Genomic DNA, 23746 nt, shown 5'->3' with positions numbered 1-23746 from the left:
TCCAGAATACTTTGGTTGGGGCTGTGGGTTCTCCCGCCGAGAGCCAGGGGTCAGGGTGGCCCGCTTGCCTGAACGTGACGTGCCTTTGCTCCTTCTCAGGAGGGGAGACGTTTCGTTGATGCAATTGGCCGGCAACGGGAGAATAGGGGAATGGTTGCAAGCGAGGACACACTTGAAGAGGTCTTTACGTCCTTGGCAGATGCCACCGCAGGGCGCACCCCGTTCACTCTGGGTTTCCTTGGGAGCCTTGGGCTGGACGGAGGACCGAGGATCCGTGCCGTCATTCTCCGTGCCTTCGACCGCGCGACGGGACAGATCATGGTTGCCACCAACGCTTTCTCCGAGAAGGTCGCTGAGATTGAACGGGTACCCTCTGTTGCCCTGACGATGTACGACGGCAACCGTGGGGTGCAATTGCGCATCAGGGGCACTGCGTCCTTTATTGATGACGCTGACGAGCGAAGCCGTGCCTGGGACCGGGTAAGCCCGGGCGGCCGTCATCTCTATGCCTCGGGCCGTGTTCCGGGCACGCCCCTCCCGGGTTCCCCGGAGTCCGATGGGGAGCCGGTTGTGGGTGAAAAGGCATTTGACCGTTTTGCCTGGATGGCAATTGAGATGGCAGACGTGGATTGGCTCGACCTTTCAGGGACTACGCACAGGCGCTGGAAGTTCACCCCCAAAGCCGGCGTGTGGAGCGGTCAGGAGATCGTTCCCTGACGGCAAGGGAAACCTCGGTCAAAGCCGGTCACATCCCGCCCACCAAGCACCTGGTTCAACCCGGCTGACAGAATAGGACGTGTGACCTCCTCGACGACGCCCGGCTACCCAGAGAAATCATTCCTGTCCGACCTCGCAGTGGACGCCGAGATCGGCGAGGAACCACCAGCGGATCCCACGCAACTGCGTGGCAAGCGGGGCCTCGTGTACCTGGCCATCTGCCTGGTGCTGATTGGCCTCAACCTACGCACGGTCTTCTCCAGCTTCTCCGCGGTCCTGCCGGAAATAACGTCCGACGCCGGTTTGCCCGGCTGGTCGCTCGTGGTCCTCACCACGGTGCCGGTCACTTTGCTGGGCGTGTTCGCGCCGCTTGCCCCCATCCTTGCCCGCAGGTTCGGAGCAGAACGGGTGCTCCTGGGCGCCATGGCCGTCCTCACCGCAGGTCTGCTGCTGCGGCCCCTGGAGATCCCCGGAGCAGGACACCTTCCCACGCTTCTCGCTGGCACCGCGGCCTGCGGAGCGGCCATTGCCCTGTGCAACGTCCTCCTTCCCGGCGTCGTCAAAAGGGACTTCCCGCACCGCATGGGCCTGATGGGCGGCCTCTACACCACAGCAATATGCGCATCGGCGGCCCTTGGCGCGGGCTTCACGTATCCGGTCTTTGCGGCAACCGGCCACTGGACCTCGGCGCTGTGGTTCTGGGCGGTGCCTGCCGCCGTCGTACTTCTGCTGTTCCTGCCGGTGGCAATCCGCCAGCCGGCGATAAAGCACCAGGCAGTCCACGGTGGCGTGAACGTGTGGCGCTCAGCCGTAGCCTGGCAGGTCACGATGTTTATGGTGCTGCAGGCGATGATGTCGTTCAGTGTGTTCGCATGGATGGCGCCCATCCTGCGCGATCGGGGGATAGACGGCAGCACGGCGGGTCTGATCGTCTCGGTGTCGATCGTGCTGCAGATGCTGGGCTCACTGTTTGCCCCGGCGTTGGCCACACGTTTCAAGGACCAGCGGATCATCAACATGGTGGTGGCTTTGATGACGGGCGGTGGGTTCGCGCTCACGATCTTCGGCCCCACCGAACTCATCTGGGTCTGGACGGGGTTGAACGGGCTGGGCCAAGGATCGCTCACCGCGGTGGCCCTCACCATGATCATGGTCCGCACCCGTGACGCCCATACGGCCGCGCACCTGTCCGGGATGATGCAGGGAGTTGGCTATGGCGTGGGCTCGGTCGGCACCCTCTTGGTCGGACAGCTGCACCAAGCCACGGGTGGCTTCGCAGCAGCCGGAATCCTGTTCCTGGTGGTCGGGTCCTTGGCCGCGTTCTTCGGTTACCGGGCAGGCAGGGACCGCTTCGTTTAACCCAAGTAGGTGACAGCACACGTCGCAATGAGGGCTCATTGGAACACGTGCTGTCACCCAGTTGGGAAGACTTAGACGGTCAGGTCCTTGCCCTTCGTCTCCGGGATGGAGAAGGCGAACGCGATGCCGACCAGCAGCAGGATCACCGCGTACACATTGAACAGGTAGCCCTGCCCGATGCTGCCGAGCCAGGTCTGCAGGTACGGGGCCGTGCCACCGAAGGCCGCGACACAGATGGAATACGGAACGCCGACTCCGATGGTGCGGATGTGCGTCGGGAACAGTTCGGCGTAGACGGCCGGGACGATTGCAGCGCTGCCGGCGATGAAGAACAGCATCACGGACATGGACACGGCCAGCTGCCACGGCGAATCCTTGAGTAGCCACGTCATGGGGAAGTGCAGGAGGGCGGCGCCGGCGGCTGAAACGATGATGACAGGCTTACGGCCGATGCGGTCCGAGAGTTTGCCCCAGAACGGCAGGGCGGCGATGAACACCACATTGGCAATAACACCTGCCCACAAGGCTTCACCGCGGTCCATCTTCAAGGAGGTGGCTGCATAGCTCGGCGCCACGACTCCCCAGATGTAGTAGACAACCGTCAGGCCCACGGTCAGGCCAATGACCTGGAACGCCTGCTTGCGGTACTTAATGATCTGCGGCAGGATCGGCAGGCGCTTCTCGGTCGGAGCCTCTGCCTCGAACGCTTCGGTTTCCTTCATCTTGGCCCGCATGAACAAGGCGTAGATGCCCAGGACTCCACCGATCAGGAAGGGGATCCGCCAACCCCAAGCGCTCATGTCTTCCTTGCTCAGGACGTTGGTCAGGATGGCCCCCAGCAGCGTTCCGGCCAGGATTCCGGCGGTGCCCGAGGTGTAGATGAGGGTTGCCCAAAAGCCGCGATGTTCCTTGGGTGCCATCTCGGACAAGTACGTTTGCGACGACGGCAACTCACCACCGTGCGCAAGGCCCTGGATGAGCCGGGCCACCAGCAGCATCACCGAAGCGAAGGCGCCGACGGCGGCGAACGTCGGCGCGATGCCGATGAGGAGGCTCCCCACCGCGCCCAGCGCGACGGCAACGGTCATGGATGTCTTCCGGCCGATCCGGTCGCCAATCCAGCCGAACACGAAGCCGCCAAACGGCCGCGCGACAAACCCGACGGCGAAGATCGCCAGGGTGGACAGCACGGCTGACGTGGGGTCGGCCTGGCTGAACAAGGCGCTGGCGATGAATGGTGAGAACGTCGCGTAGATTGCCCAGTCGTACCATTCAACGGCGTTGCCGATGCCGGTTCCAATGAGCGTCCGCGCGTGGGATTTGTGGACCGTGACGTCGGGGGACGTTCCTGCGGTGGTGGTCATGAGATTCTCCAAGGTGGGGCGGGCTGGGAGGTAGGGCTTAGTTGCCGGCGAGGGCGGCGATGCGGGATACCGCGAGTTCGGCATACAGCGCTGCACCATCGGTGAGGACGCCGTCGTCGAACATTGCGTAAGGCGAGTGGTTGAACGGCGACGTCGTGTGGTCGGCGCCGGGGGCAACAGCACTGAGTCCCACGAAGGTGCCGGGGACTTCGGCGAGGACGCGGGAGAAGTCCTCGGAACCGCTCAGCGGCGTGGCCATGCGGGTATGCCGGGACTCACCGAACATTCCGGCGATGACCTTCTCCGCCGTGGTGGTCTCATCCTCATCGTTGATGGTGAGGGGGTACTCCTCCTGGTAGTGCACGTCCGCCTCCAAACCGTGGGCTGCAGCGATGCCATGCAGAAGCCTGGGTACTGCTTCCATCATCTTCCGCCGGGACTCCTCTGAGAAGGTCCGGATGGTGGCTTCGATGCGGGCGGTCTCGGGGATCACGTTGCGCTTGGTTCCTGCGTGGAGCACACCGACGGTCAGGACTACGGGATCGAACATGTTGAACTGCCGGGTCACCATGACCTGCAGGGCGGTGACCATTTCGGCGGCGGCCGTGACGGGATCCTTTGCCGAATAGGGTGCAGAGCCGTGGCCACCGGCGCCCAGCACAGTGACAACAAGGCCATCGGAGGAACTGAGCATGACGCCGGGCTTGGTGACGAATTGGCCGTGGGGTTCCAGCGAGGAGAACACGTGCATCCCATAGGCGGTGTCGGCTCGGCGGCCAGCGGCATCCAGGACGCCTTCCTTGATCATGTAGCTGGCACCGTCGAAGCCTTCCTCGCCCGGCTGGAACATGAGGATGACGTCACCGGCCAGCTGGTCGCGGCGTTCGGCAAGCAGGGTGGCAGCGCCGGCCAGCATGGAGGTGTGGAGGTCGTGGCCGCAGGCGTGCATCGCGCCATCGATACGGGAGGTGTAGTCCACGCCGGTGGTCTCCTGGACAGGGAGTCCATCCATGTCGGCCCGCAGCAACACCACGGGCTTCCCGGCCGAAGCGTGAGCCGCACCGCCGCGCAGAACCGCTGTGACCGACGTCGTTTCCTTGCCAAGGGTGATCTCGTACGGGAGCCCGTCCAGCGCCTTGAGAACCTTTTCCTGGGTCCGGGGGAGCTGCAGTCCGATTTCGGGTTCACGGTGGAGGTCGTGCCGGAGGCGGACGATGTCGTCCTTCAACTCGCGGGCGTCGGCAGCGATGGTCATGGGTTCTCCTGGTCTTTCCGGGAATGGGTTCCTCATGCCATTCTGGGGTGATGTGATTCACATGTCGGGAAACATCTGGAAATATGCACATAAGCCATGGATTTGGCGGAAAAAATGCAGGCTTTTGGGAGAATTGGCTCATGGAGCTCAGTGAAGAAGATCTGCGACTGATCAACGCCCTGCAGATTTCGCCCCGGATCAGCTGGTCCGACGCCGGTGAAGTCCTGGGCGTCCACGCCACCACGCTGGCGTCACGATGGGAGCGGTTGAAGTCCGCAGGGGCAGCCTGGACCACGGCGCACCTGATGGGCGATCCCAAGGACATGTGCCTGGCCATGGTGGATACCGACTGCGAAATGCATCTGAGGCCGGATGTTACGTCGGCCGTGGCTCAGCTCCCCGAAGTCATCACCGTTGAAGAGGCCGCCAGCAACCGCGACCTCACCCTGACGGTCATCACGCAGGACCTGGAGCAGTTCAGCACCCAGTTGTTACCCCGGCTGAAAGAGATCCGCGGACTCACCAAATACCACACGGCCCTCTGCACCCGGATCCACACCAGCGGCTACGCCTGGCGGCTCAACGTCCTTACCAAGGCAGAACAACAGGCGCTCCGGGCGCTCGCGGGGCCGGAATCAGCCAACCCGTCAGCGCCGGACGCCATCGTGGTCCCGCTCCCTGAGAGCCATTTGGCGCTCATCCCGTTCCTCGCGCGCGACGGTCGGGCAACGGCAGCAGACATCGCCCGCGCTCTGGGCCGCAATCCCGCCACGGTCCAACGCCAACTGGGGCGGGTCCTGAACAGCCGTATGCTGTCCTTCCGTTGCGAAATAGCCCAGCAGTTCTCAGGCTTCCCTATCACTGTCCAATGGTTCGCGAACGTTCCGGCAGGCGAGCACGAAGCCGCCGCCACAGAACTCCGGGCCATCCGGAACATCCGCTTCTCCGCATCCACCACTGGCCGCACCAACTTCACCATGATCATGTGGCTGCGCTCGCTCGCCGAGGTCATGGAAATGGAACTCACCATCCAGCAGCGGATTCCCGGCATTGAACTGGTGGAGAGCGTGGTCATGCTGAACACGGCGAAGCGGGTCGGGTGGATGCTGAACCCGGACTCGACTGCCACGGGCAAGGTGGTTCCGCCCTATGGGGAGCTGCTGCCTGACGGTATCTAAGCGTGCTTGGTAGCCCTCAAGACGGTGTCCAAGGTGCTGCCGGACTCGCCGTTGGGGCCGGAGACCTTGCGCTCGCGGTCCGTCAGGACATTCACGAACCACGGCTCGCGGTCCAGCCTCAGGGCGCCCGCCAGCTGTTCAGGAGTGAAGAACATGCCGGAGTCGTGGTGGTGGCTCCACGACGGGAGGCCGTGCGGGTGATGACCCACGATTAACAACGTGCCACCCGGCGCGACTGCCGCTGCCGCCAATGCCACGGAATCCCGCCACGGCAGGAGGGGCGAGTGCAGGAATTGCGCCGAGACCAGATCGAAGACCGGCTCCGGCTCCCATTCGGTAAGGTCCTGTTGCTGCCAGGTGATGCGTTCACCCTGGCCGGCTTCCGCTGCATGCGCAGCTGCCCGTTCAAGCGCGACGGCGGATACGTCCAACGCGGTGACGGTCCAGCCTTGCTGGGCCAACCAAATAGCGTCACCGCCTTCCCCGGAGCCCAGGTCCAGTGCCCTTCCCGGCTCCAGCCCAGTGACCTCAGCGACCAGTTGCGGGTTGGGATTCCCGCTCCAGACCTTGGTCCGCTCCCGGTACATCCCGTCCCACATGTCCACTGCATTGTCCGCGTCCTCATGGAGGTTCAGGCCGCGCTGCTGCGCTCCTTCATGCTGGTGCCCGTGCTGGTGAGCGCCTGCACTGGTGGGGTGTTCGCTCAGGGGAGTACCGCCGTCGTGCGTCATTTCAGTCATATGCCAAGCGTGCCGCTACGGGCGGACAGAAGGCAATGCCTGTTGCTGGTTCGGCAAAGTCCAGCGTTGGGCACCGGCGCCGGAGGCACCGAGCTCGTCCGACGGGTTCTGCAGCGTGCACGATTTCAGGCTCAAGCAGCCACAGCCGATGCACCCGTCAAGGTCGTTACGCAGATGCTCCAGTGCGGCGATCCGCTGGTCCAACTCCTCGCGCCACCGCAGCGACAGTTTGGCCCAATCGCGCTTGGTGGGGGTCCGGCCGTCCGGCAGGGAAGCCAACGCCTCGCGGATGTCCTTCAACGGCAGGCCCACCCGCTGGGAGGTCTTGATGAACGCGACCCGCCGCAGCATGTCGCGCCGGTACCGCCGCTGGTTGCCGGCAGTGCGTTCGGCTTCGATGAGCCCGTTGCGTTCGTAGAAATGAAGGGCCGACGGCGACACTCCACTGCGCTCGGACAGCTCGCCAATGGTGAGTGGCCGGTGGGTTGGGGCTTGCGACATGGGATTGCTTCCGGTGGAGGGTGGTGGATTGACCTCAACATTAGTTGAGGTTCTAGGGTAACCACCATGACCTCTGACACCTCAACGGCCGGGATTCTGAGCCGCCCCTACTTGCTGGCCACCGTGGGTGCCTGCGCGCTGGTATTCCTCAGCGCGTTCGAGTCCCTCGCAGTCACCACCATCATGCCGCTGGTGAGCCGCGACCTCGACGGAGCCAGCCTGTACGCACTGGCCTTTGCCGGGCCGCTGGCAACAGGCGTGATGGGCATGGTGGCTGCGGGTAACTGGTCCGATCGCCGTGGTCCGGCGGCGCCCCTGTATTCCTCGGTGGCGTTGTTCGTGGCGGGTCTGCTGATCGCCGGCATGGCAGGCGCCATGGAAATCCTGGTCCTGGGACGGCTGGTGCAGGGGCTCGGTGGAGGGGCAATGACTGTTGCCCTCTACGTGTTGGTGGCCCGCGTCTACCCGCCCGCACTGCACCCCAAGATCTTTGCTGCCTTCGCGGCATCCTGGGTGGTTCCGTCCTTGGTGGGCCCCTTCGCCGCAGGTGTCGTGGCCCAATTGAGCAGCTGGCACTGGGTGTTCCTCGGGGTGGTTGGCCTGGTGGTGCCGGCACTGCTGATGGTGGTTCCGGCTGTCCGGGGGATGAACTCCGAACCCGCTGCCGAACCCGTCCCGTGGGCGTTCGGACGGATGGGCTGGGCGGCGCTCGCCGCCGTCGCTGTCCTGGGGCTGAACCTGTCCGCGGAGGTTCCGGGCGTGGGCGGGGCGATTGCCGTCGTCGCGCTTGTCCTTGCACTGATGGCGGTCCGCCCACTGGTGCCCCGCGGAACGTTGACCGCACGCAGAGGGTTGCCCAGCGTGATTCTGGTGCGCGGGCTCGCATCTGCGGCGTTCTTTGGGGCCGAGGTGTACCTGCCGTACCTGTTGACTGAGCGTTACGCGTTCACGCCGACATTTGCCGGGCTCACCCTGACCGGCGCTGCCCTGGCCTGGGCTGGGGCTTCTGCCGTTCAGGGGCGTCTTGGTGCTCGGCTGGCCGATGATCTGGCCGTGAAAATCGGGGCCGCGCTGGTGCTGGTTGCCGTGATCTCCACGCTGGTGACGGCCGCGTTTGCCCTGCCCGCGGCCGTGGCGATCGGCGGCTGGATCCTCGCGGGCGCTGGGATGGGCCTGATGTACCCGCGGTTGTCCGTCATCACGTTGGCACTGTCCACCCCGGAAAACCAAGGTTTCAACAGCGCGGCCATGTCCATCTCCGATTCCCTCGGCGGCGCGCTCTCCCTGGCTCTCACGGGACTCGTCTTTACCGCCTTTACGACGACGAACCCGTTTGCGGGGGTCTTCGCGCTGACGGCGGTGATCGCCGTCGTCGGGGTCCTGATCGCGCCGCGCGTCGCAGTCCGTGCGGCTTCTGCGGCTAGCGGAATGGGTGCCACGGGCGCGAAACCCGAGCTCTCGCGCCACGCCTGACTCGTTGCGAGGCCCGCTCTGCACGTTATTCGAGCCGGGATGCGTGCAAAGCGGGCCTCGCAACGCGGGGTGGGTGAGTTGTGAGGCCCGCTCTGCACGTTATTCGAGCCCGGATGCGTGTAAAGCGGGCCTCGCAACGGGAGCCTGACCTGCCCCGATGCAAGGCTTCGCGCCGATCACTGCTAAGCTGGGAACACTTGATGTGCGGTGACGCCCTAAAGCAGGTGGCCTGAAAGGCTGCGCGGCGGGGCATTTTTCATGTGAGAGGCACATCCTGCGTCGATGAACGCGTTCTATTTGGTCCCGGTCACCGCTGTTGAAGCGAATCGGTAGACCACCTGACTTTTCCTCGGCGAACCCCTGGCCCAACCGGCGTCGGGGGCCGATGTCCGCAACTGGACACCGCCCGAAAGACATGAAGTTTATGACTACTTTTGCTGCCCTTGGCACGCCCAAGCCCATTGCTGAGTCTCTTGCCGCAGATGGCATCGAAGAGGCATTCCCCATCCAGGTGAAGACCCTCCCGGATACGCTCGCAGGCCGCGACGTTCTGGGCCGGGGCCGCACCGGTTCCGGCAAGACCATCGCTTTCGCCATCCCGCTCGTGGCCCGCTTGGCCGAGCGCGAAGCAAAGCACTTCCGCAAGCCGGGCCGCCCCATGGGCCTCGTCCTTGCACCGACGCGTGAACTGGCAACCCAGATCAACGCCACCATTGAGCCGCTGGCCAAGGCCATGGGCCTGAACACCACGGTGATCTACGGCGGCATCTCCCAGGCACGCCAGGAAAAGGCACTGCGCGCCGGCGTCGACATCGTCATCGCCTGCCCGGGCCGCCTCGAAGACCTGATCCGCCAGCGCATCCTGACCCTCGAAGCCGTTGAGGTCACCGTGCTGGACGAGGCTGACCACATGGCCGACCTCGGCTTCCTCCCGGTCGTCAAGAAGCTCATGGACATGACCCCCACCCAGGGTCAGCGCCTGCTCTTCTCCGCGACGTTGGATAACGGTGTTGACAAACTGGTCAACCGTTACCTTTCCAACCCGCTGACGCACTCCGTGGACGATCCCCAGGCCGCTGTCACCACCATGGAACACCACGTCCTGGTGGTCAACGACCAGACCGTCAAGAAGCAGCTCATCGTTGAACTGGCCTCCGGTGCCGGTCGCCGCGTCCTCTTCATGCGGACCAAGCACCACGCCCGTAAGCTTGCCAAGACCCTCACCGACGCCGGCATCCCCGCCGTCGACCTTCACGGCAACCTGTCGCAGAACGCCCGCGACCGCAACCTTGCCGAGTTCTCCAACGGTGACGTCCGCGTCCTGGTGGCCACCGACGTCGCAGCCCGCGGCGTGCACGTTGACGACGTCGAACTCGTCATCCACGTGGACCCGCCCACAGAGCACAAGGCTTACCTGCACCGCTCCGGCCGTACGGCACGCGCAGGTTCCGATGGCACTGTGGTTACGCTGACCCTCCCCGAGCAGCAGAGCGACGTCAAGAAGCTCATGAAGGCTGCCGGCGTTGACGTCAATTTCGAGCGCGTCACGGCCAACTCCCCGTTGGTTGCCGAGCTCGTGGGCGACATCGCTGACAAGGTTGATCCCCGCACCCGTGCAGCCCTCCTCGCGGCGAAAGCCCCGCAGGGTGGCGGCACGTCCACCGGCGCCAACGCCCAGCGCAAGCGCGCACGCCGTTCCACGCAGGCTGCTCCCACCGCTGGTGGCCGTGGCGGCCGCAACGGACGCGGCAAGGTCGCGGCTGAGCCGGTTCGTACGGACGTCAACCGCGCTGAGCGTCGGGCAGCAATGAACGACGACGTCGCCCGCAGCTCACGCGGTCGCGGCAAGGCAGCTTCCACTCACCGCAACGACGTTCCCGGCTCACAGGGCCAGAGCGGCAGGAGCGGTCGTCCGGCTACGGGTCAGCGCTCAGCTTCGGCTCCGCGCACGGCGTCCACCACGAGCACCCGCACCGGCGGAAACAAGGCCGTATGGTCCTCTGCTACGGGCGCTGCGTCCGGTGGATCCTACGGTTCGGGTGCCTCCGGCAACTCCGGCCGCGGTGGCTCCGGCGCAGGTCGTCCGGCACGCAGCGGCCCGCGTCGTGCTTCGGCTCCCGCGTCCAACGAGCGTCGCGGCCGCTAACCTCCCGTTGTGAGGCCCGCTCTACACGCTTTCCGAAAGGAATGGAGCGCAGAGCAGGCCTCGCAACTCCAGGGCTCAACGTTGTGAGGCCCGCTCTACACGCTTTCCACGAGGAATAGTGCGCAGAGCAGGCCCCGCAAGTTACCAGCCTCGGGCGCGCCACTCCGCAAGGTGTGGCCGCTCGGCTCCGAGGGTCGTGGGTAATCCATGGCCCGGGTGCACCAGGGTATCGTCCGGATAGGCGTCGAACAGTCGTTCCGACACGTCGTTCAACAGTGAAGTGAAGCGTGCAGGATCTTTCTGTGTGTTGCCGACGCCTCCCGGAAACAACGAGTCCCCACTGAAAATGTGGGCCGGCCCGTCCGGATCCTGGTACACGAAGGCGATCGAGCCAGGGGTGTGTCCACGCAGGTGGATTGCCGTGATCTCGATGTCGTCAAACCGCTCAACGTCGCCGTGACCCAGCCGGACATCCACCGGAACAGGCAACGCATCGGCGTCGTCCGCTCCTGCGGAAGTGCTGGCACCGGTAAAGGCGACCAACTCCGGCAGCGCCCGGACGTGGTCCCAGTGCTGGTGGGTGGTGGCAATCCGGATCAGTTTCGGCTTCGTGGCCGTGTCCGTGGCACTGTCCTCGAGCAGTTGCTGAATGGCCGGAAGGTCGTCGGCGGCGTCGATCAACAACTGCGCACCCGTGGACTTCGAGGTCAACAGGTACACGTTGTTGTTCATCTCGCTGACGGAGATGCTGCGAATGGTGACGTCACGCAATGAGTGAATAAGCGAATCCATCGTGTCAGTCTATGCAGTTGCCGGGTTGGCTTCGCGGCCCTGTGACACCCAGTTGGGGTCGGCCGATCGTGAACCCACGACGGCGGCCGCGGCCTGGTCGAGCACCTCAAGTTGTGCTGTCCCCAGTTGCAGGGACAGTGCCCCCAGGTTCTCGTCGATCCGGTGCGTTTTGCGCGTGCCGGGGATGGGAACCACGGAAATCCCAAGGCGCTGACCTTGGGCGAACAGCCAAGCCAGGGCTACCTGGGCCGGAGTTGCATCCAGCCCGCTGGCTACCTCGCGAACCGCGGCCACCACGGCCTGGTTCGCATCAAGTGCCTCGCCACCAAAACGGGGGATCTTGTGGCGGAAATCGTTCTCGCCCAGATCGCCCGCGCTGACGGTTCCTGTAAGGAAACCACGGCCCAGTGGCGAATACGGCACGAACCCCACGCCAAGTTCCTTGGCTGCAGGAACAACGTTGAGTTCAACATCCCTGCTCCAGATTGACCACTCACTCTGGACCGCGGCAATGGGATGGACGGCGTTGGCTTGCCTGAGTTCCTCGGCTGTCACTTCCGACAGCCCGAGGTGCCGGACCTTGCCCTCACGGACCAGCTCCGCCATAGCCTCCACGGTTTCCACTATCGGAACGCGGAGGTCTCGGCGGTGCAGGTAATAGAGGTCAATCACGTCAGTGTCCAGGCGGCGGAGGCTCGCTTCCGCCGCTTGCCTGATGTAGGGCGCATCCCCGCGGACTCCCGTGTACCCGTCCGCGGGGTTGCCCTCAATTCCAAACTTCGTGGCCACCTGGATTTCGTCGCGCCGCTCCTTCAGGAGCCTGCCCACGAGTTCCTCGTTGCTGCCGGCACCGTAAACATCTGCGGTGTCGATAAACGTGATACCTGCGTCCACCGCATGCCTCAGTGTTTGCAGGCCGTCTTCAGGATCGATTCCGCCGTAGACCGGGGTCAGGGCCATCCCGCCGAAGCCGAGGGGGCTGACCTTGAGGCCGTCGCCGAGTTGAACTGCAGTCATGAATTTCTCCAATGCGCGTAGGTGTTCCAGAGGGCCCTTTGTTGGCGTGAACTCCGTGGACGCGGTGGGTATTCCTGCTGGGTTCCCTGACATGGACCTTGGCCGTGTCCGCGGTGAAGCCCGATTCGGGGGCTTGCTGTGCATTCGATGGTAGGAGACGTCTAATGCGCAGCAAGCCATCGAAATGGGCCAGCGCCCACCGCGGAGTGTTGGCTACTCGGCTTTGGCTGCAGGCTTATCGGCAGGCAAGGCCTTCAGGCCGGCAGCACAGCCCACGATTCCCGCGATGAAGAGCAGCTTCAGCGGGCTCGCAGACTCCACGCCCGTGATCATGGCCCAGCCGACAGTGAGTGCTGCGCCGATGCCCACCCATACCGCGTAGGCAGTGCCCAGGGGGATTCGCTTCACCGCGATGCCCAGTCCCAGCATGCTCAACACCGCAGTAATGATGAAGACCACGGTTGGCGTGAGCTGCGTGAAGCCGTTGGACAGGCCCAAAGCGGTGGCCCAGACGGCTTCGAGCAGCGCTGAAGCCAGGAGGATGATCCAGAAGATTCCGTTGCCGGTGTTCTTGGTGTTCGCAGTCATGGCTATGCCACCACCTTCAGGCCGACCACACATGCGCTGATGCCGGCAAGCAGGAGCAGCCGGGCCGTCGTCGCACGTTCAACCTTGGTGGCCATTGCGTACGTTGCGGTCAATACGACGCCGACGCCAACCCACACCGCATAAGCCGTGCCTGTGGGGATGGACTGCATCGCGATGGCGAGTCCGGCCATGCTGGCGATGACGGACACCAGGAAGACGACGGTCGGAACGGGTTTACGGAAGCCCTTGGAGCGGTGGAGCGCTGCGGCCCAGACGGCCTCGAGTGCTCCGGAAAGAATGAGAATTATCCACGACATGACATTTCCTTTGGCCAGTCTTGTCGCATTCCGGGTACTGAACCGTCGTCCGGAGGTTCCAGAGCGGAACCTTCATTTCAGGCTAGCAACTCCCGTGCGGGGTGGCCACTTCTGGTGGTTAACGTCACCACCTCAGGCGTGGGCCTCCACGTGATCGATCGAGATGACGGCGATGAAGCCGCGGCCCGAGATTTCCGGGCTGCGGGTATCGGAGCCGACCACGGCGTCGTACCGTGACAGCTCAACAGGTTCGACCGCACTGGTTGCCGGGGAGTCGCCGTCGGACTCTTCCTCCACAGCGGGTTCCTCCACAGCCGCGCCGGGCGCAACGGTCGCTTTACCCTCCAACAGGACGGCAAGCTGGCCCTCGAAGACCGGGTGCGCACGCTTCTTGGAGATCTCCACGATGGACGTGTAGCCCTTGAAAGCTCCCACCCGGGCAATGACATTCAGATCCCGGATGTTCCCGGTCGGAAGGGTGGCCCCCGACGCAGCCTCGCCCGAGAAACGGAACGGACGGTACTTCTCGAGCGGGTGTTCGGATCCGTCCACCGTGAGCAGCAGCAGTTCGCCCTCGATGATGGTGATCACGCGCTCCATGCCCGGGAAGACGGAGAAATCGCCGGCTTTGGAGACGTCGGCGATGCTGACGCGCCAATCCCATGCGCCGTCCTGGGCTGAGGCCGCTTTCGGATGGCTGGCGAGTTCACGCGTCACCCCGCCCCCGTTGCGCCACGGTTCAGGATGGATGTCGGCAAAGCGGATGATCTCCATCCAACCAGCCTAGTGGTGGACACCGCTTCTGCGTTGGCAATGCGGCTTGCTAACGTCATATGTGGAAAACGTTGCGAGTTTGGCTGGAGGCACGGGAATGTTCGTCAAAGTGTGCGGATTGAGCACGCCTGAATCCGTCCGTGAAGCAGTCGACGCCGGCGCTGACGCCGTGGGGTTCGTGCTCACGGCCAGCCCGCGAGAAGTCAGCCCGGATCAAGTGCGCATTTTGCTCCCGTTGGTTCCGGAGGGTGTTCGTGCAGCGGGCGTGTTCCGGCACGAATCCGCGGCTGATGCAGTTGCCACGGCCCGTGCGGCTGGGCTCGAGTGGGTTCAGCTCCACGGTCACCGGACTGCGGACGACGTAAAAACAGTGCACGACGCCGGGATGCGGCTCATTCGCGCCGTAACCATGGGTGCCGCCCAGGACGAGTTCGCAAACCTGGGCGAGGATGTGTTCCTGGTTGACGCCGCGGTTCCGGGGTCGGGGGAGGCTTGGGACTACGCATCGGTCCGTGCCAAGGGGCTCGACGGCCGCAAGTGGCTGCTCGCCGGTGGCCTCGAACCGGGCAACGTAGCCTTCGCAGCAACTGCGGCCGGCGCGTGGGGTGTGGACGTGTCCTCCGGTGTCGAGTCATCCCGCGGTGTGAAGGACCTGGCCAAGATCCGCGCGTTCGTCGAAGCCGCGAAAGCCTGACCCTCTCTCACATCCCGCGTGCTTGAACGGATCGCTCTCTCACATCCCGCGACGTTTCCGGTGGCACCCTCTAGACTCGCTCCCAAGAGAACGAATCACACGGATACCAGGAGTCAAGCAATGAGCACGGAACACTTCACCCTGACCATGAGCCGCGAGTTTGATTCCCCTCGTGAGAAGGTTTTCGACGCCTGGATGGAGCCGGACAAGCTTGCGCAGTGGTTCGGTCCCGCGGAAGTGGAGGCTCCCCGGGAGAAAATCATCGTTGAGCCGCGGGTGGGAGGCATCTGGCAGGTGGTCATGGTGTGGTCGGACGAGGACGGCGAGCAGGAAGCCCCCATCGAAGCCGTGATTACGGAGTTGGAAACCCCGGCTCTTCTGGTCGCGAAAGCCAAAGCTGCTCCGGATGCCGATCACGAATTCGAGGAGATGCGACTGGAATTCGAGGACCTCAACGGCCGTACCCGCATGAACGTCACCCAGGGACCCTTCGAATCCCAGGAGTGGGTGGACATGACCCGCGATGGCTGGAGCACCTCGTTCGACAAGCTGGACGAACTGCTGGCCTGAGCCGCACAGGAACACATCCACAGGTCAGGGAAGAATCAGGGCAGACCCCTAGGCTTTTTGTCAGGCCCACAGGGGAGAATGGGAACTATGAAAACGCTCCTTAACATCATCTGGCTCGTCTTTGGTGGGTTCTGGCTGGCCTTGGGTTACTTCGCGGCGGGCATCATTTGCTGCGTACTCATCGTGACCATCCCGTGGGGCATCGCTTCGTTCCGGATCGGTGCCTACTGCCTGTGGCCCTTTGGCCAAATGGTGGTGGAGAAGCCGGGAGGAGCCGGGGTGTTCGCGCTCCTGGGCAACGTGATCTGGCTGCTCGTCGCGGGCATCTGGATCGCGATCGGCCACGTGGTCACCGCGTTTGCCATGGCCATCACCATCATTGGCATCCCGCTGGCCATCGCCAACCTGAAGCTCATCCCGGTGTCCCTGATGCCGCTGGGCAAGCAGATTGTGCCCACCAACCAGCCGTTCGTCAGCACCTACCGCTAAGGTGCGCCGCCGCTAGGAAGCCACCACGGCGCCGGTGCGCAGGTCGAAACGGAACGCCCGCTCCAAACGCACCGTTCCGCCGTCGGCTTCTGCTGTGAACACGAGTTCCAAGGTGCTGCGCTCCAGGTCCGCCTCAGTGACGGTGTACGTGGGCGTGAAATAGAGAGCGTTTTCGCCGGGCAGCAGGTCCGCAGGCGGGAACCCACCGGCGTTGTGGTGCGGTCCGAGAAGTACGACGCCGGCAGCTGGTTTAGTGCCTCCGTTGCGGACGCGTCCAGTGAAGGCGAGGATGTCCCCGGCTTTGTAGCCTGGGATGATGGGGCCGTAGTTGAGGTCCTGCGCCTCCCGCGTGCCAAGAACCTGGTCCCCGGCGTAGCCTTGGCCGATTTCCTTCCAGGTCTGCACATCCCATTCGCCGTCGCTGTTGGAGGGGATCAGGTGGAAGTCGCCGGCGTTCTGCCACACGGCGGGCCTGCCTGGGGTGATGGACCGGAGCTCCATGTCGAATGCCAAGCCACTAGACTCCGAGGCATCCGAAACTGGGTGCGGAGTAGCGGACAGCTGCTCCGTCAGCTGCTCGGCAGGGATCGACGCGAACACGATCTCCCGGTACCCCTGCCGTTCATAGAGAACCCCGATGTTCCCGTCAGGGAGCCGCGTCACCGTCGAATACGCCGAACTGCCTCCGCAGAGCAACAGCTTGGCGGGCCAGGTGGCGCCGTTGTCGGGGGAGAGGCTCAGGACAGTGTTGCGACGCAGATGGGGGTCGTGGTTGTTGCTCGCGAGCAGCCAGGATGAGGTCTCCGGCGTGGCAAAAGCAGCCACACAGGGCAGACCGTCGAAGCGCGCCAAGGAACCGTTGTCGCTGGGGTCCGGCAACTCTGGAACAGCCCGCAACGGACTCCACGAAAGCCCGCCGTCCTCGGATACAGCGGACAATCGGCACGGCGTTGCCCGTGAATGCAGGAGCAGCCGGCCATCGTCCAGGCACACAACTTTGTTTTCATTGGGCCCGATCCCGGAGGGACCCGGACCAATCAGCCCACCCAAGGCCCACGTTTCGCCGTGGTCGTCGCTGAACGCAGATGCGGCCATGATGGAACCGTCCACCAACACCACGTACTGCTGCACCAACCTGCCCGCAAAAGGCCCGGCGTGCATCTGAATTCCTTGTCCTGCCGCAGCGAAAAGGCCTGTCACTCCGCGCCTCTTGAGCTGCGCCGTAAGCCGACGGTGCTGCCAGGTGTCGCCGTCGTCGTCTGAGAAGCTGACGTCCGCATGCTGCACGTCGTCATCCGGCTCCAAACCCGCCACGGCCTCGAAGAAGCCCGCGTGCGTCCCGGCGGCGTGGAACATGAAGATGCGGCCGGTTTCGGCGTCCACCAGCAGGCTCGGATCACCAAAACCGTGCAACCCGGAACCCGTGCGGACAAGCTGCTGCGGCTCCCACGTGACCCCGTTGTCATAGCTGCGACGCAGGAGTAGATCGATGGGATTGGGCAGGTCGTCCAGATTAGGGCGGCCGTCGTAGGCGGCCAACACCGTGCCCCGCGCGCTGATGGCAAGCGCCGGGATGCGGTACTGACGGTAGCCACCCGCGCCGCGGACGGCCAGGACATGTTCAACATCGGGACGGGCCAGAGGCATTTCGGCACGGGCGGAACTCAGGAGGTAGGAGGTCACACCTCTATGCTAGCTCGGGCCATGTGCGCGCCGATACCCTGGCGAGTGACCATCAACGCCTACCCAGCCTGAAAAGCCCCGTCCCGAAGCAGGGCCACCACGGAACTGCCGTCCAACTCCGCCGCGATGCTGACATCGTCCGCAAAACCGGCGTCGATCAGTTCGCGTCCACTGGAACAGCCCCGAAGAATGGCGGCCAGCCGGGGCTCGGCGGCGTCGAAGGCCGCCGCAGCAGCAGCCGCCTCCGGGGAGAGACTTCGTCGCCCGGTCGCTGCCAACCCGGCGATGAACGCACCGGCTCCGAGCTGATCCTCCAACGCCGGCCGCAACGCCCCGTCCGTCCACTTTTCGCCCGCTGCTATCACGGCGATCACGGCCTCTGGGGGCAAGGTGGCGTGGACCCAGTCGGCCGTCGCTGCGGCATTCCTGAGCGAGACCGCCACCACTTGGCGAGCCGATGAAGCAAGTTCGTGGCTGATGGTCGACCCGTTGGGAGAGGGGAGAACCACGCGATCCAGCACGCGGGCCCGGCGGAGGCTGGACGGCGACAAGCTCAGGCCTTCAGAACCCCGGGGTCCCGCGAGCAGGGCATCATGACGGACCGCGAACTCGCTCGCCGCCGCATCCCGCAACGGGTAGGGAAACACTATGGCCCCGCGGTCCACCGCGACACTCACGCACGTGGTGAACGACAGGACGTCAACCACCACCGCAAGGTCGGCTCCGGGCACTACCGCGCGGGCGCCGTCGAGCCCCCACTCAAACCGGACTGCGTACGGAAGCTGCCGCTGCGGTGCGCCAGGTTCGCTGATGGAACCACTCACGCGAGTTCGCCGGCGAGGTTGCGGCGCGCGGCGTCGAGCCAGAGCGCCTTGGCGCGTTCGCCATGGAACAACGGATCAAGTCCCAGAAGATGACGCACGACGGCGGCGCGGCCCTTCGCGAAGTCGGCGTCGCTGACGTGCGCGTAGTCTTCGCGGACGGCCGCCAGATACCGGGCGTAGGCTTGCTCGTCGCCACCGAGGACGGAGAGATCGGCGTCGCAGAGCAGGGCGCCGGCATGGTCACCGGGCTCGGGGGAGTGCGAGGACGTGAGCCGGACCAGCCGCGCCACTTCGGCCACGTCGACGGCGGAGAGCCCGGCGGCGGTCAGCCGGTCCTCGGCCAACAGAGCTGATTCTTCCTCATCCTGGCCGTCCACGCCTTCATAAACGGCGTCGTGAAACCACGCCGCCAAGGAAACGGTCCGTGCAGGCAAGGCTGGTTCGGTGAGAACGTCCAAGGCCTCAAGAACAGCCAGGAGGTGGGTGCGGCTGTGATACTTCCGGCCGTCCTCGCCCCACCGTTCCAAGAGTTCCAGGCCCAACTCCTCGTAGCCGGGAAAGATGCTGTTCCATCGCTCCATCAGAGGGACCGTCAAGGCTTTGCTCCGTTCCCGCGCAGGAATCCGCAGCCCGCTGGCGATGAGTTTACGGACCAGGATCCGAGCCTCAACGGGGATGGCGCCAGCAAGGACCAGGTCGTCGTACCGCCGTTCGGGAACGTCGTAATGGTCTCCGTCGAAGGCCCTCTCCGGAACCCCGGCAGCGGTTGCGAAAGCATGAAGCTCATCCAGCGATGAATCCGATACCAGATGCGAAAAAAAGGTCCCGTGCGCTGGCCACAAGGGCGGATCGATGTAGACGGCCATTGCCAAAGTGTAGTCCCAAGCGATCCTTCCCAGTTGCCGGCCGTCGGGACGTCTACCGCCGTGCTGCCGCCCCGGAAATTCGGGCTTCACTGCCCGTACTGTTCACGGCAACTGGGAAGGAGCCTAGGGAAATGTCAGCGCTCGGCGGGCAGGATGTTCTGGTTGCCGCGGAACACGTTGTCCGGATCGAACTGAGCTTTCACCTTGGACAGCCGCCGGTAGTTCTGTTCGCCGTAAGCAGCCATGATGCGGTCCTGGCCTTCGTCGCCGATGAAGTTCAGCCACACTCCTCCCGTGGTGTGGGGAGCGATGTCTTGCCTGAATTGCTTCACCCACGCTTTGGCCTCTTGACCGCCCTCCCTTGTTTCGGACAGGCCGAACGGATGGCTGACCCATGCTGCGCCGCGGTGTTGCAGCGGTGTGTTCGCCGCAGCGGGCCCAGCCACTGCTCCGCCCCAACGTGCCACCAACTGCTGGGAATTCGGTCCTGGAAGGCGTTGGGCAGAGTCCACCAGCACGTCCAGGGCATCGTCAGAGAGTTCGTTGTGATAGTCCGCGCTCCAGTAGTTGTAGTGGTCCGGGGGGTCATCGATCATGCACTGGAAGTCGGCGTAACCCATGGGTGACACCAGATCAACACTCGGACCGAGTTCCTTGAACGGTTTGGCGTGTTCCTCGCCCGCCTCAACATCACCGGCATGGATGTAGGCCATGCCGACGGCGAGCTTGCCCACCATGTCCTCCGGGACGAACTCTTCCGGTGGAGCAGTGAGGTACACGAGTGCAGTCCCTACAGCGTCGGGCGCGTCAAGGGCGAGTTGGCGGTAGGCGCGGGACAAATCCGTGGCATCCTCACCAGGAAACAGCATCAGGCCGGCCATCACGGTGGGGCCGACGTCGTGCAGTTTGAAGGTCAGGGACGTCGCCACTCCGAAGTTCCCGCCTCCGCCGTGGAGTGCCCAAAACAACTCGGGATTTTCGCCCGGGCTGGCAGTCACCCGATCTCCGGACGCTGTGACCAGGTCCACCGAAAGCAGGTTGTCGCACGCAAAGCCGTAGGACCGCTCCAGCCACCCCGAACCCCCACCCAAGGTGAAGCCGGAGACACCCGTGGTGGACGCTCGCCCGCCGGTCACTGCCAAGCCGTACTGCTGGGTTGCGCGGTCGAACTCGCCCCACGTGAGCCCGGCACCCGCTGTAGCGGTCTTCGCCTCTGTGTTGACGCTGATGGACTTCATCGGACGTACATCGACCACCAGCCCGCCATCATTGGTGGACATGCCCGCCACCGAATGGCCGCCTGAACGAACCGCGACATCCAGATTGTGGTTGTGCGCGTATCTGAGAGCCTCAGCAACCTCGCCGGGATCAGAACATTTGGCGATCACCGCCGGCCTGCGGTCGATCATCGCGTTGAAGAGTTTCCGGGCCTCGTCATAGGTGGGGCTGTCCGGACGAATCCATTCCATGGGAGGCTCCTTCGCGCCTAAGACTCTCTCCCTAGAACAGGGTACGGCTGTGGGTCCTTTGGTGCTAGAGCAAAGCCTTTGCCCGGGCCGAGGCATCGCTTCGGATTTGTTTGACCGCGGCCACTTCGGTCTCCAACTCCTTCATCCGCGTGGTCAGGTATTTATCCAGAACGGTGGTGAGCTTGGCATCGAAGTTGGTGTCCGCGCGGCAGGTGGCATCGGTGACGGCGATCTTGAGTTCCTTCTGGCCTCCGGCATCCAAGCCGGCCGAAGCGGCCTCACCCGGGAGGCTGTAAGGGAAGGCCGTCATGGACATGCAGTTTTTCCAAGCGTCCACGGCACTCTGGATGTCGGCATCCGCAGCCGCAGCGTTTGTGGCAACCAATAAAGAGTTGAACGCCAAGCCGGTGGCCCGCATGTAGTCATTGGCATTGCCGTAGATGGCTGTGATGCCCTCGGCCGTGCATCCTCCCCACTGCATGCCCAACCCCTCAGAAGACTCGACCACATTTTGCTCCGAGGGTCCGCCGCCATTCAATGCCGCCTGGAAGGCAGGATCGGCAAGGAGCTTTCCCACTTCGGAGTTCGTGGCAGGCTCCCCCGGCCCCTGGGGCTTGAAGGTGGCGTAGCCGGAAGCGCGGGCAGTTTCAACGGTGAGTGTGGTGAAGCCGATGTGGTGTTTGAGATCTACTGACTGCTGTCCTGATGCTGCAGGGGTGTAGTCATAGCCCGCTTTGGACATGCACCTCCGAACAGCCTCCGCCACGCCCCTCTGTGCAATCGCATCCTCGGACGCGAACTGCTCAGCGGCCAAGGTGATGCCGGAGACCGGACGCTCGGCAGGCTTGGTCAGCATGGAGGAAACTCCAGGTGTGGCAGCTGCGGCCAACGTAGCGGCTGCACCGGCGGCAAGAATCAGTGCCCCAATAGTCTTCTTCTTCACTGTTTCTCCTTCGTGACGAATTATCGTCCGTTTTTGGCAATGCGGTGGCCTGCCCCGGTAGTCCCGGGGCATTCGGTAAGGCAGTTGGAGCTAGCCGAGCAGCCTGTTCTGGTAGGCAAATGCCACCAGTTGGATGCGGTTCTTGAGCGTGAGCTTGGAGAGAATGCTGCCGATATGGGTCTTGACGGTGGCATCACTGAGCACCAGCGACGCCGCGATCTCCCCGTTGGCGAGGCCCTTGGCAGCCAGCATGAATACATCGCGCTCGCGCGCGGACAGCGGTTCCAGGACTGACGAATCGGCGGCCGAAGGGGTGGTGTAGTCGCGGAGCAGTTCATTGGTGGCCGACGGTGCCATGACTGCGTGGCCCGAGTGGACGGTCCGGATGGCTGCCAGCAGGAATTCCGGGGTTGCGTCCTTGGTCAGGAACCCGCCGGCACCGGCCTGAATGGCCCGGACCACTGCCTCATCGTGCTGGATGGTGGTGAGCACAATGACCTTTGTCCTACCCGGGCCGTCCGTGATTCGCCGGGTGGCCGTGATCCCGTCCATCACCGGCATCCGGATATCCATCAGCATCACGTCCGGTCCGACGTCCGACGCGAGGGCAACGGCCTGCTCGCCGTCCGTCGCCTCTCCCACCAGATCCAGGTCCGGTTGGCTGCGAAGGATCATCTTCAGGCCTGCGCTGAACAGGGGCTGGTCGTCCACCAGCGCTACACGGATCTTTGCCTCACTCACGGCAGGGTCGCCTCCACTTCGAAGAGTTGGCCGTCGGTGACCGTTGTCAGGTAGCCGCCTGCCGCCGTCGCGCGTTCACGCATGCCGGGGATGCCGCGGCCGGTTCCCGACGGCGGTACGTCCGTACCGCCGTCGGCCAGTTTTGAGCGGATCGTCAGCCGCAGGCCGGTGGCGTCACGATCCGCCATCACGGTGGCGCCCGCGCTGCGGTCTCCGTGTTTGAAGGCATTTGTCAGGCTCTCCTGCACAATCCTGTACACGGTGAGGTCCTCCACGGGCGAGAGCCCTTCCAGGCCGCCGGTGTGAAGTTCCACGGGCATGCCGCTGCTGTGAAGCCGTTGCGCGAGGGCCGGCAGGTCTGCTGCTCCGGGGGCAGGGCCGTCAAGCTCGGAGCCGAAGCTCTGCACCAGCCGCCGCGTCTCCTGCAATGCACTCCTGGCTGACGACGCGATGATGCCGGCCGCTTCCTCCACTGACTCCGGCTCGGTCCTGTGGACGTAGCGGATCCCCTCGGCCTGCGCCGTGATCACCGCGAGCGAGTGTGCAAGGACATCGTGCAGTTCCCGGGCAATCCTGTTGCGCTCCTGCTCAACTATCAAAGCGACGGACGTCGATTCGAGGCGCGATTCTGCCTGTTCCTTGGCCTGCCGGTTGGCGGCAGCCTGCCGCACAGTAGTTGCCGCCGCCCACCCCGCAAGGTTGAGGGCTGTAAAGGATGCAAAAACCAGGAAGGCATACAGGGCGATCCGGAAAGTACCCGCTTCGGCGAGTTGCTTGCCGAACACGAAATTGATCCAGCTGGTGTCGGCGAACCAGTTCACAGCCACCATCCCGGCGGCGGCAACAGCGGCGACGGGAAGCGGCCACCGTTGCGGTTCTCTCCAGCCCAGGGTTGCGAAGAAGACAAGAACGGGAAGCATGACGAACTGGGTTGCGCCGGTCACCATCACGCTCGGGAAGACGCCGAATGCCTGGAGCCCCAATGCTGCGAACGCGAAGATGAAGGCCGGAACCGGAATCAGCTCCGCTGCGGCCACCGCTGCCGTCAGCGCAAACAGGACAGCGCTCGCAGCATCGAAGCCGTGCTCGTCGAGGATCATCAGCGCCACGAGCATGGCAGCGGCAACGATCGGCGCGGCTGCGGGGCGAAGGGCTTGGATGCTCGTGGACATGTCCTCAACACTAGGGTGCGCGGACCCGGCGTCGGCGCCGTTTCGGTCGGTTTCACCCGGAAGGTGGAGCAAGT

24 protein-coding genes and 1 riboswitch are annotated in these 23746 nt (G+C 64.3%); of the genes, 8 read left to right on the top strand and 16 right to left on the bottom strand.

Annotated features, from left to right (window positions below):
- Positions 1-150: 150 nt before the first annotated feature.
- Together AYX22_RS19135 and AYX22_RS19130 are read left to right on the top strand one after the other, a co-directional pair.
- On the top strand, positions 151-717 hold the full coding sequence (locus AYX22_RS19135; RefSeq protein WP_207595044.1) for a pyridoxamine 5'-phosphate oxidase family protein: 567 nt from the start codon (positions 151-153) through the stop codon (positions 715-717).
- Positions 718-798: 81 nt separating this feature from the next.
- The gene (locus tag AYX22_RS19130; RefSeq protein ID WP_207595042.1) at positions 799-2076 is read left to right on the top strand and encodes a CynX/NimT family MFS transporter; all 1278 of its coding nucleotides are present in this window, start codon (positions 799-801) and stop codon (positions 2074-2076) included.
- A 71-nt stretch (positions 2077-2147) separates the two neighbouring features.
- On the opposite strand, the gene AYX22_RS19125 is transcribed toward AYX22_RS19130, so the two are convergent.
- Positions 2148-3440, bottom strand: a complete 1293-nt coding sequence (locus AYX22_RS19125; protein WP_207595040.1) for an MFS transporter — start codon at positions 3438-3440, stop codon at positions 2148-2150.
- A 37-nt stretch (positions 3441-3477) separates the two neighbouring features.
- Positions 3478-4695 (bottom strand): M20 family metallopeptidase, encoded by a 1218-nt coding sequence (locus tag AYX22_RS19120; protein ID WP_207595038.1) that lies wholly within the window; start codon positions 4693-4695, stop codon positions 3478-3480.
- 140 nt (positions 4696-4835) lie between these two features.
- Here AYX22_RS19120 and AYX22_RS19115 point away from each other — a divergent pair, with 140 nt between their 5' ends.
- A complete protein-coding gene (locus AYX22_RS19115; RefSeq protein ID WP_207595036.1) occupies positions 4836-5873 on the top strand; it encodes an AsnC family transcriptional regulator in 1038 nt (345 codons plus the stop codon).
- On the opposite strand, the gene AYX22_RS19110 is transcribed toward AYX22_RS19115, so the two are convergent.
- On the bottom strand, positions 5870-6604 hold the full coding sequence (locus tag AYX22_RS19110) for a class I SAM-dependent methyltransferase (protein WP_242703648.1): 735 nt from the start codon (positions 6602-6604) through the stop codon (positions 5870-5872). The genes AYX22_RS19115 and AYX22_RS19110 overlap by 4 nt on opposite strands.
- A gap of 24 nt (positions 6605-6628) precedes the next feature.
- The gene (gene soxR, locus AYX22_RS19105) at positions 6629-7114 is read right to left on the bottom strand and encodes a redox-sensitive transcriptional activator SoxR (protein ID WP_207595033.1); all 486 of its coding nucleotides are present in this window, start codon (positions 7112-7114) and stop codon (positions 6629-6631) included.
- A 66-nt stretch (positions 7115-7180) separates the two neighbouring features.
- Between soxR and AYX22_RS19100 the strand changes: the two genes are divergently transcribed.
- Together AYX22_RS19100 and AYX22_RS19095 are read left to right on the top strand one after the other, a co-directional pair.
- Positions 7181-8587: an MFS transporter gene (locus AYX22_RS19100; RefSeq protein ID WP_207595031.1), complete on the top strand. Its 1407-nt coding sequence runs from the start codon at positions 7181-7183 to the stop codon at positions 8585-8587.
- A gap of 424 nt (positions 8588-9011) precedes the next feature.
- Positions 9012-10733: a DEAD/DEAH box helicase gene (locus tag AYX22_RS19095; RefSeq protein ID WP_207595029.1), complete on the top strand. Its 1722-nt coding sequence runs from the start codon at positions 9012-9014 to the stop codon at positions 10731-10733.
- Between the two features lie 141 nt (positions 10734-10874).
- Here AYX22_RS19095 and AYX22_RS19090 read toward each other — a convergent pair whose 3' ends face one another.
- From AYX22_RS19090 to AYX22_RS19070, 5 genes are all read right to left on the bottom strand, one after another.
- Positions 10875-11525, bottom strand: coding sequence for an MBL fold metallo-hydrolase (locus AYX22_RS19090; protein WP_207595027.1), 651 nt, complete (start codon positions 11523-11525; stop codon positions 10875-10877).
- 9 nt (positions 11526-11534) lie between these two features.
- On the bottom strand, positions 11535-12542 hold the full coding sequence (locus AYX22_RS19085; protein ID WP_207595025.1) for an aldo/keto reductase: 1008 nt from the start codon (positions 12540-12542) through the stop codon (positions 11535-11537).
- A gap of 213 nt (positions 12543-12755) precedes the next feature.
- Positions 12756-13130: a multidrug efflux SMR transporter gene (locus tag AYX22_RS19080; RefSeq protein WP_278251940.1), complete on the bottom strand. Its 375-nt coding sequence runs from the start codon at positions 13128-13130 to the stop codon at positions 12756-12758.
- A 2-nt stretch (positions 13131-13132) separates the two neighbouring features.
- Positions 13133-13447, bottom strand: a complete 315-nt coding sequence (locus AYX22_RS19075) for a multidrug efflux SMR transporter (RefSeq protein WP_207595023.1) — start codon at positions 13445-13447, stop codon at positions 13133-13135.
- A 9-nt stretch (positions 13448-13456) separates the two neighbouring features.
- A riboswitch (guanidine-III (ykkC-III) riboswitch) is annotated at positions 13457-13522 on the bottom strand.
- A gap of 57 nt (positions 13523-13579) precedes the next feature.
- Positions 13580-14221 carry a HutD family protein gene (locus AYX22_RS19070; RefSeq protein WP_207595021.1) on the bottom strand — a complete coding sequence of 214 codons (642 nt, stop codon included), beginning with the start codon at positions 14219-14221 and terminating at the stop codon, positions 13580-13582.
- A gap of 97 nt (positions 14222-14318) precedes the next feature.
- On the opposite strand from AYX22_RS19070, the gene AYX22_RS19065 reads away from it, so the two are divergent.
- The 3 genes from AYX22_RS19065 (at position 14319) to AYX22_RS19055 (ending at position 15974) form a co-directional block, all read left to right on the top strand.
- On the top strand, positions 14319-14915 hold the full coding sequence (locus AYX22_RS19065) for a phosphoribosylanthranilate isomerase (RefSeq protein ID WP_207595019.1): 597 nt from the start codon (positions 14319-14321) through the stop codon (positions 14913-14915).
- Between the two features lie 120 nt (positions 14916-15035).
- Entirely contained in the window at positions 15036-15485 is a 450-nt protein-coding gene (locus AYX22_RS19060) for an SRPBCC domain-containing protein (RefSeq protein WP_207595017.1), read from the top strand.
- Between the two features lie 87 nt (positions 15486-15572).
- On the top strand, positions 15573-15974 hold the full coding sequence (locus tag AYX22_RS19055) for a YccF domain-containing protein (RefSeq protein WP_011776159.1): 402 nt from the start codon (positions 15573-15575) through the stop codon (positions 15972-15974).
- Between the two features lie 12 nt (positions 15975-15986).
- On the opposite strand, the gene AYX22_RS19050 is transcribed toward AYX22_RS19055, so the two are convergent.
- The 7 genes from AYX22_RS19050 to AYX22_RS19020 form a co-directional block, all read right to left on the bottom strand.
- Positions 15987-17657, bottom strand: a complete 1671-nt coding sequence (locus tag AYX22_RS19050; protein ID WP_207595015.1) for a sialidase family protein — start codon at positions 17655-17657, stop codon at positions 15987-15989.
- Between the two features lie 59 nt (positions 17658-17716).
- Positions 17717-18481, bottom strand: coding sequence for a 2-phosphosulfolactate phosphatase (locus tag AYX22_RS19045; RefSeq protein ID WP_207595013.1), 765 nt, complete (start codon positions 18479-18481; stop codon positions 17717-17719).
- Positions 18478-19347, bottom strand: coding sequence for a DUF4031 domain-containing protein (locus AYX22_RS19040; protein WP_207595012.1), 870 nt, complete (start codon positions 19345-19347; stop codon positions 18478-18480). The genes AYX22_RS19045 and AYX22_RS19040 overlap by 4 nt, the downstream gene beginning before the upstream one ends.
- Positions 19348-19481: 134 nt before the next feature.
- Positions 19482-20816 (bottom strand): FAD-binding oxidoreductase, encoded by a 1335-nt coding sequence (locus tag AYX22_RS19035; RefSeq protein ID WP_207595010.1) that lies wholly within the window; start codon positions 20814-20816, stop codon positions 19482-19484.
- 64 nt (positions 20817-20880) lie between these two features.
- A complete protein-coding gene (locus AYX22_RS19030) occupies positions 20881-21759 on the bottom strand; it encodes a hypothetical protein (RefSeq protein WP_207595008.1) in 879 nt (292 codons plus the stop codon).
- A gap of 90 nt (positions 21760-21849) precedes the next feature.
- Positions 21850-22500 carry a response regulator transcription factor gene (locus AYX22_RS19025; protein ID WP_207595006.1) on the bottom strand — a complete coding sequence of 217 codons (651 nt, stop codon included), beginning with the start codon at positions 22498-22500 and terminating at the stop codon, positions 21850-21852.
- Entirely contained in the window at positions 22497-23672 is a 1176-nt protein-coding gene (locus AYX22_RS19020; protein WP_207595004.1) for a histidine kinase, read from the bottom strand. The genes AYX22_RS19025 and AYX22_RS19020 overlap by 4 nt, the downstream gene beginning before the upstream one ends.
- Between the last annotated feature and the right edge of the window lie 74 nt (positions 23673-23746).

This window comes from Arthrobacter sp. D5-1 (assembly GCF_017357425.1).
Lineage (GTDB): Bacteria > Actinomycetota > Actinomycetes > Actinomycetales > Micrococcaceae > Arthrobacter.
The sequence above is the reverse complement of the archived record's forward strand: the minus strand, read 5'-3'. Positions and strand labels throughout refer to the sequence as shown.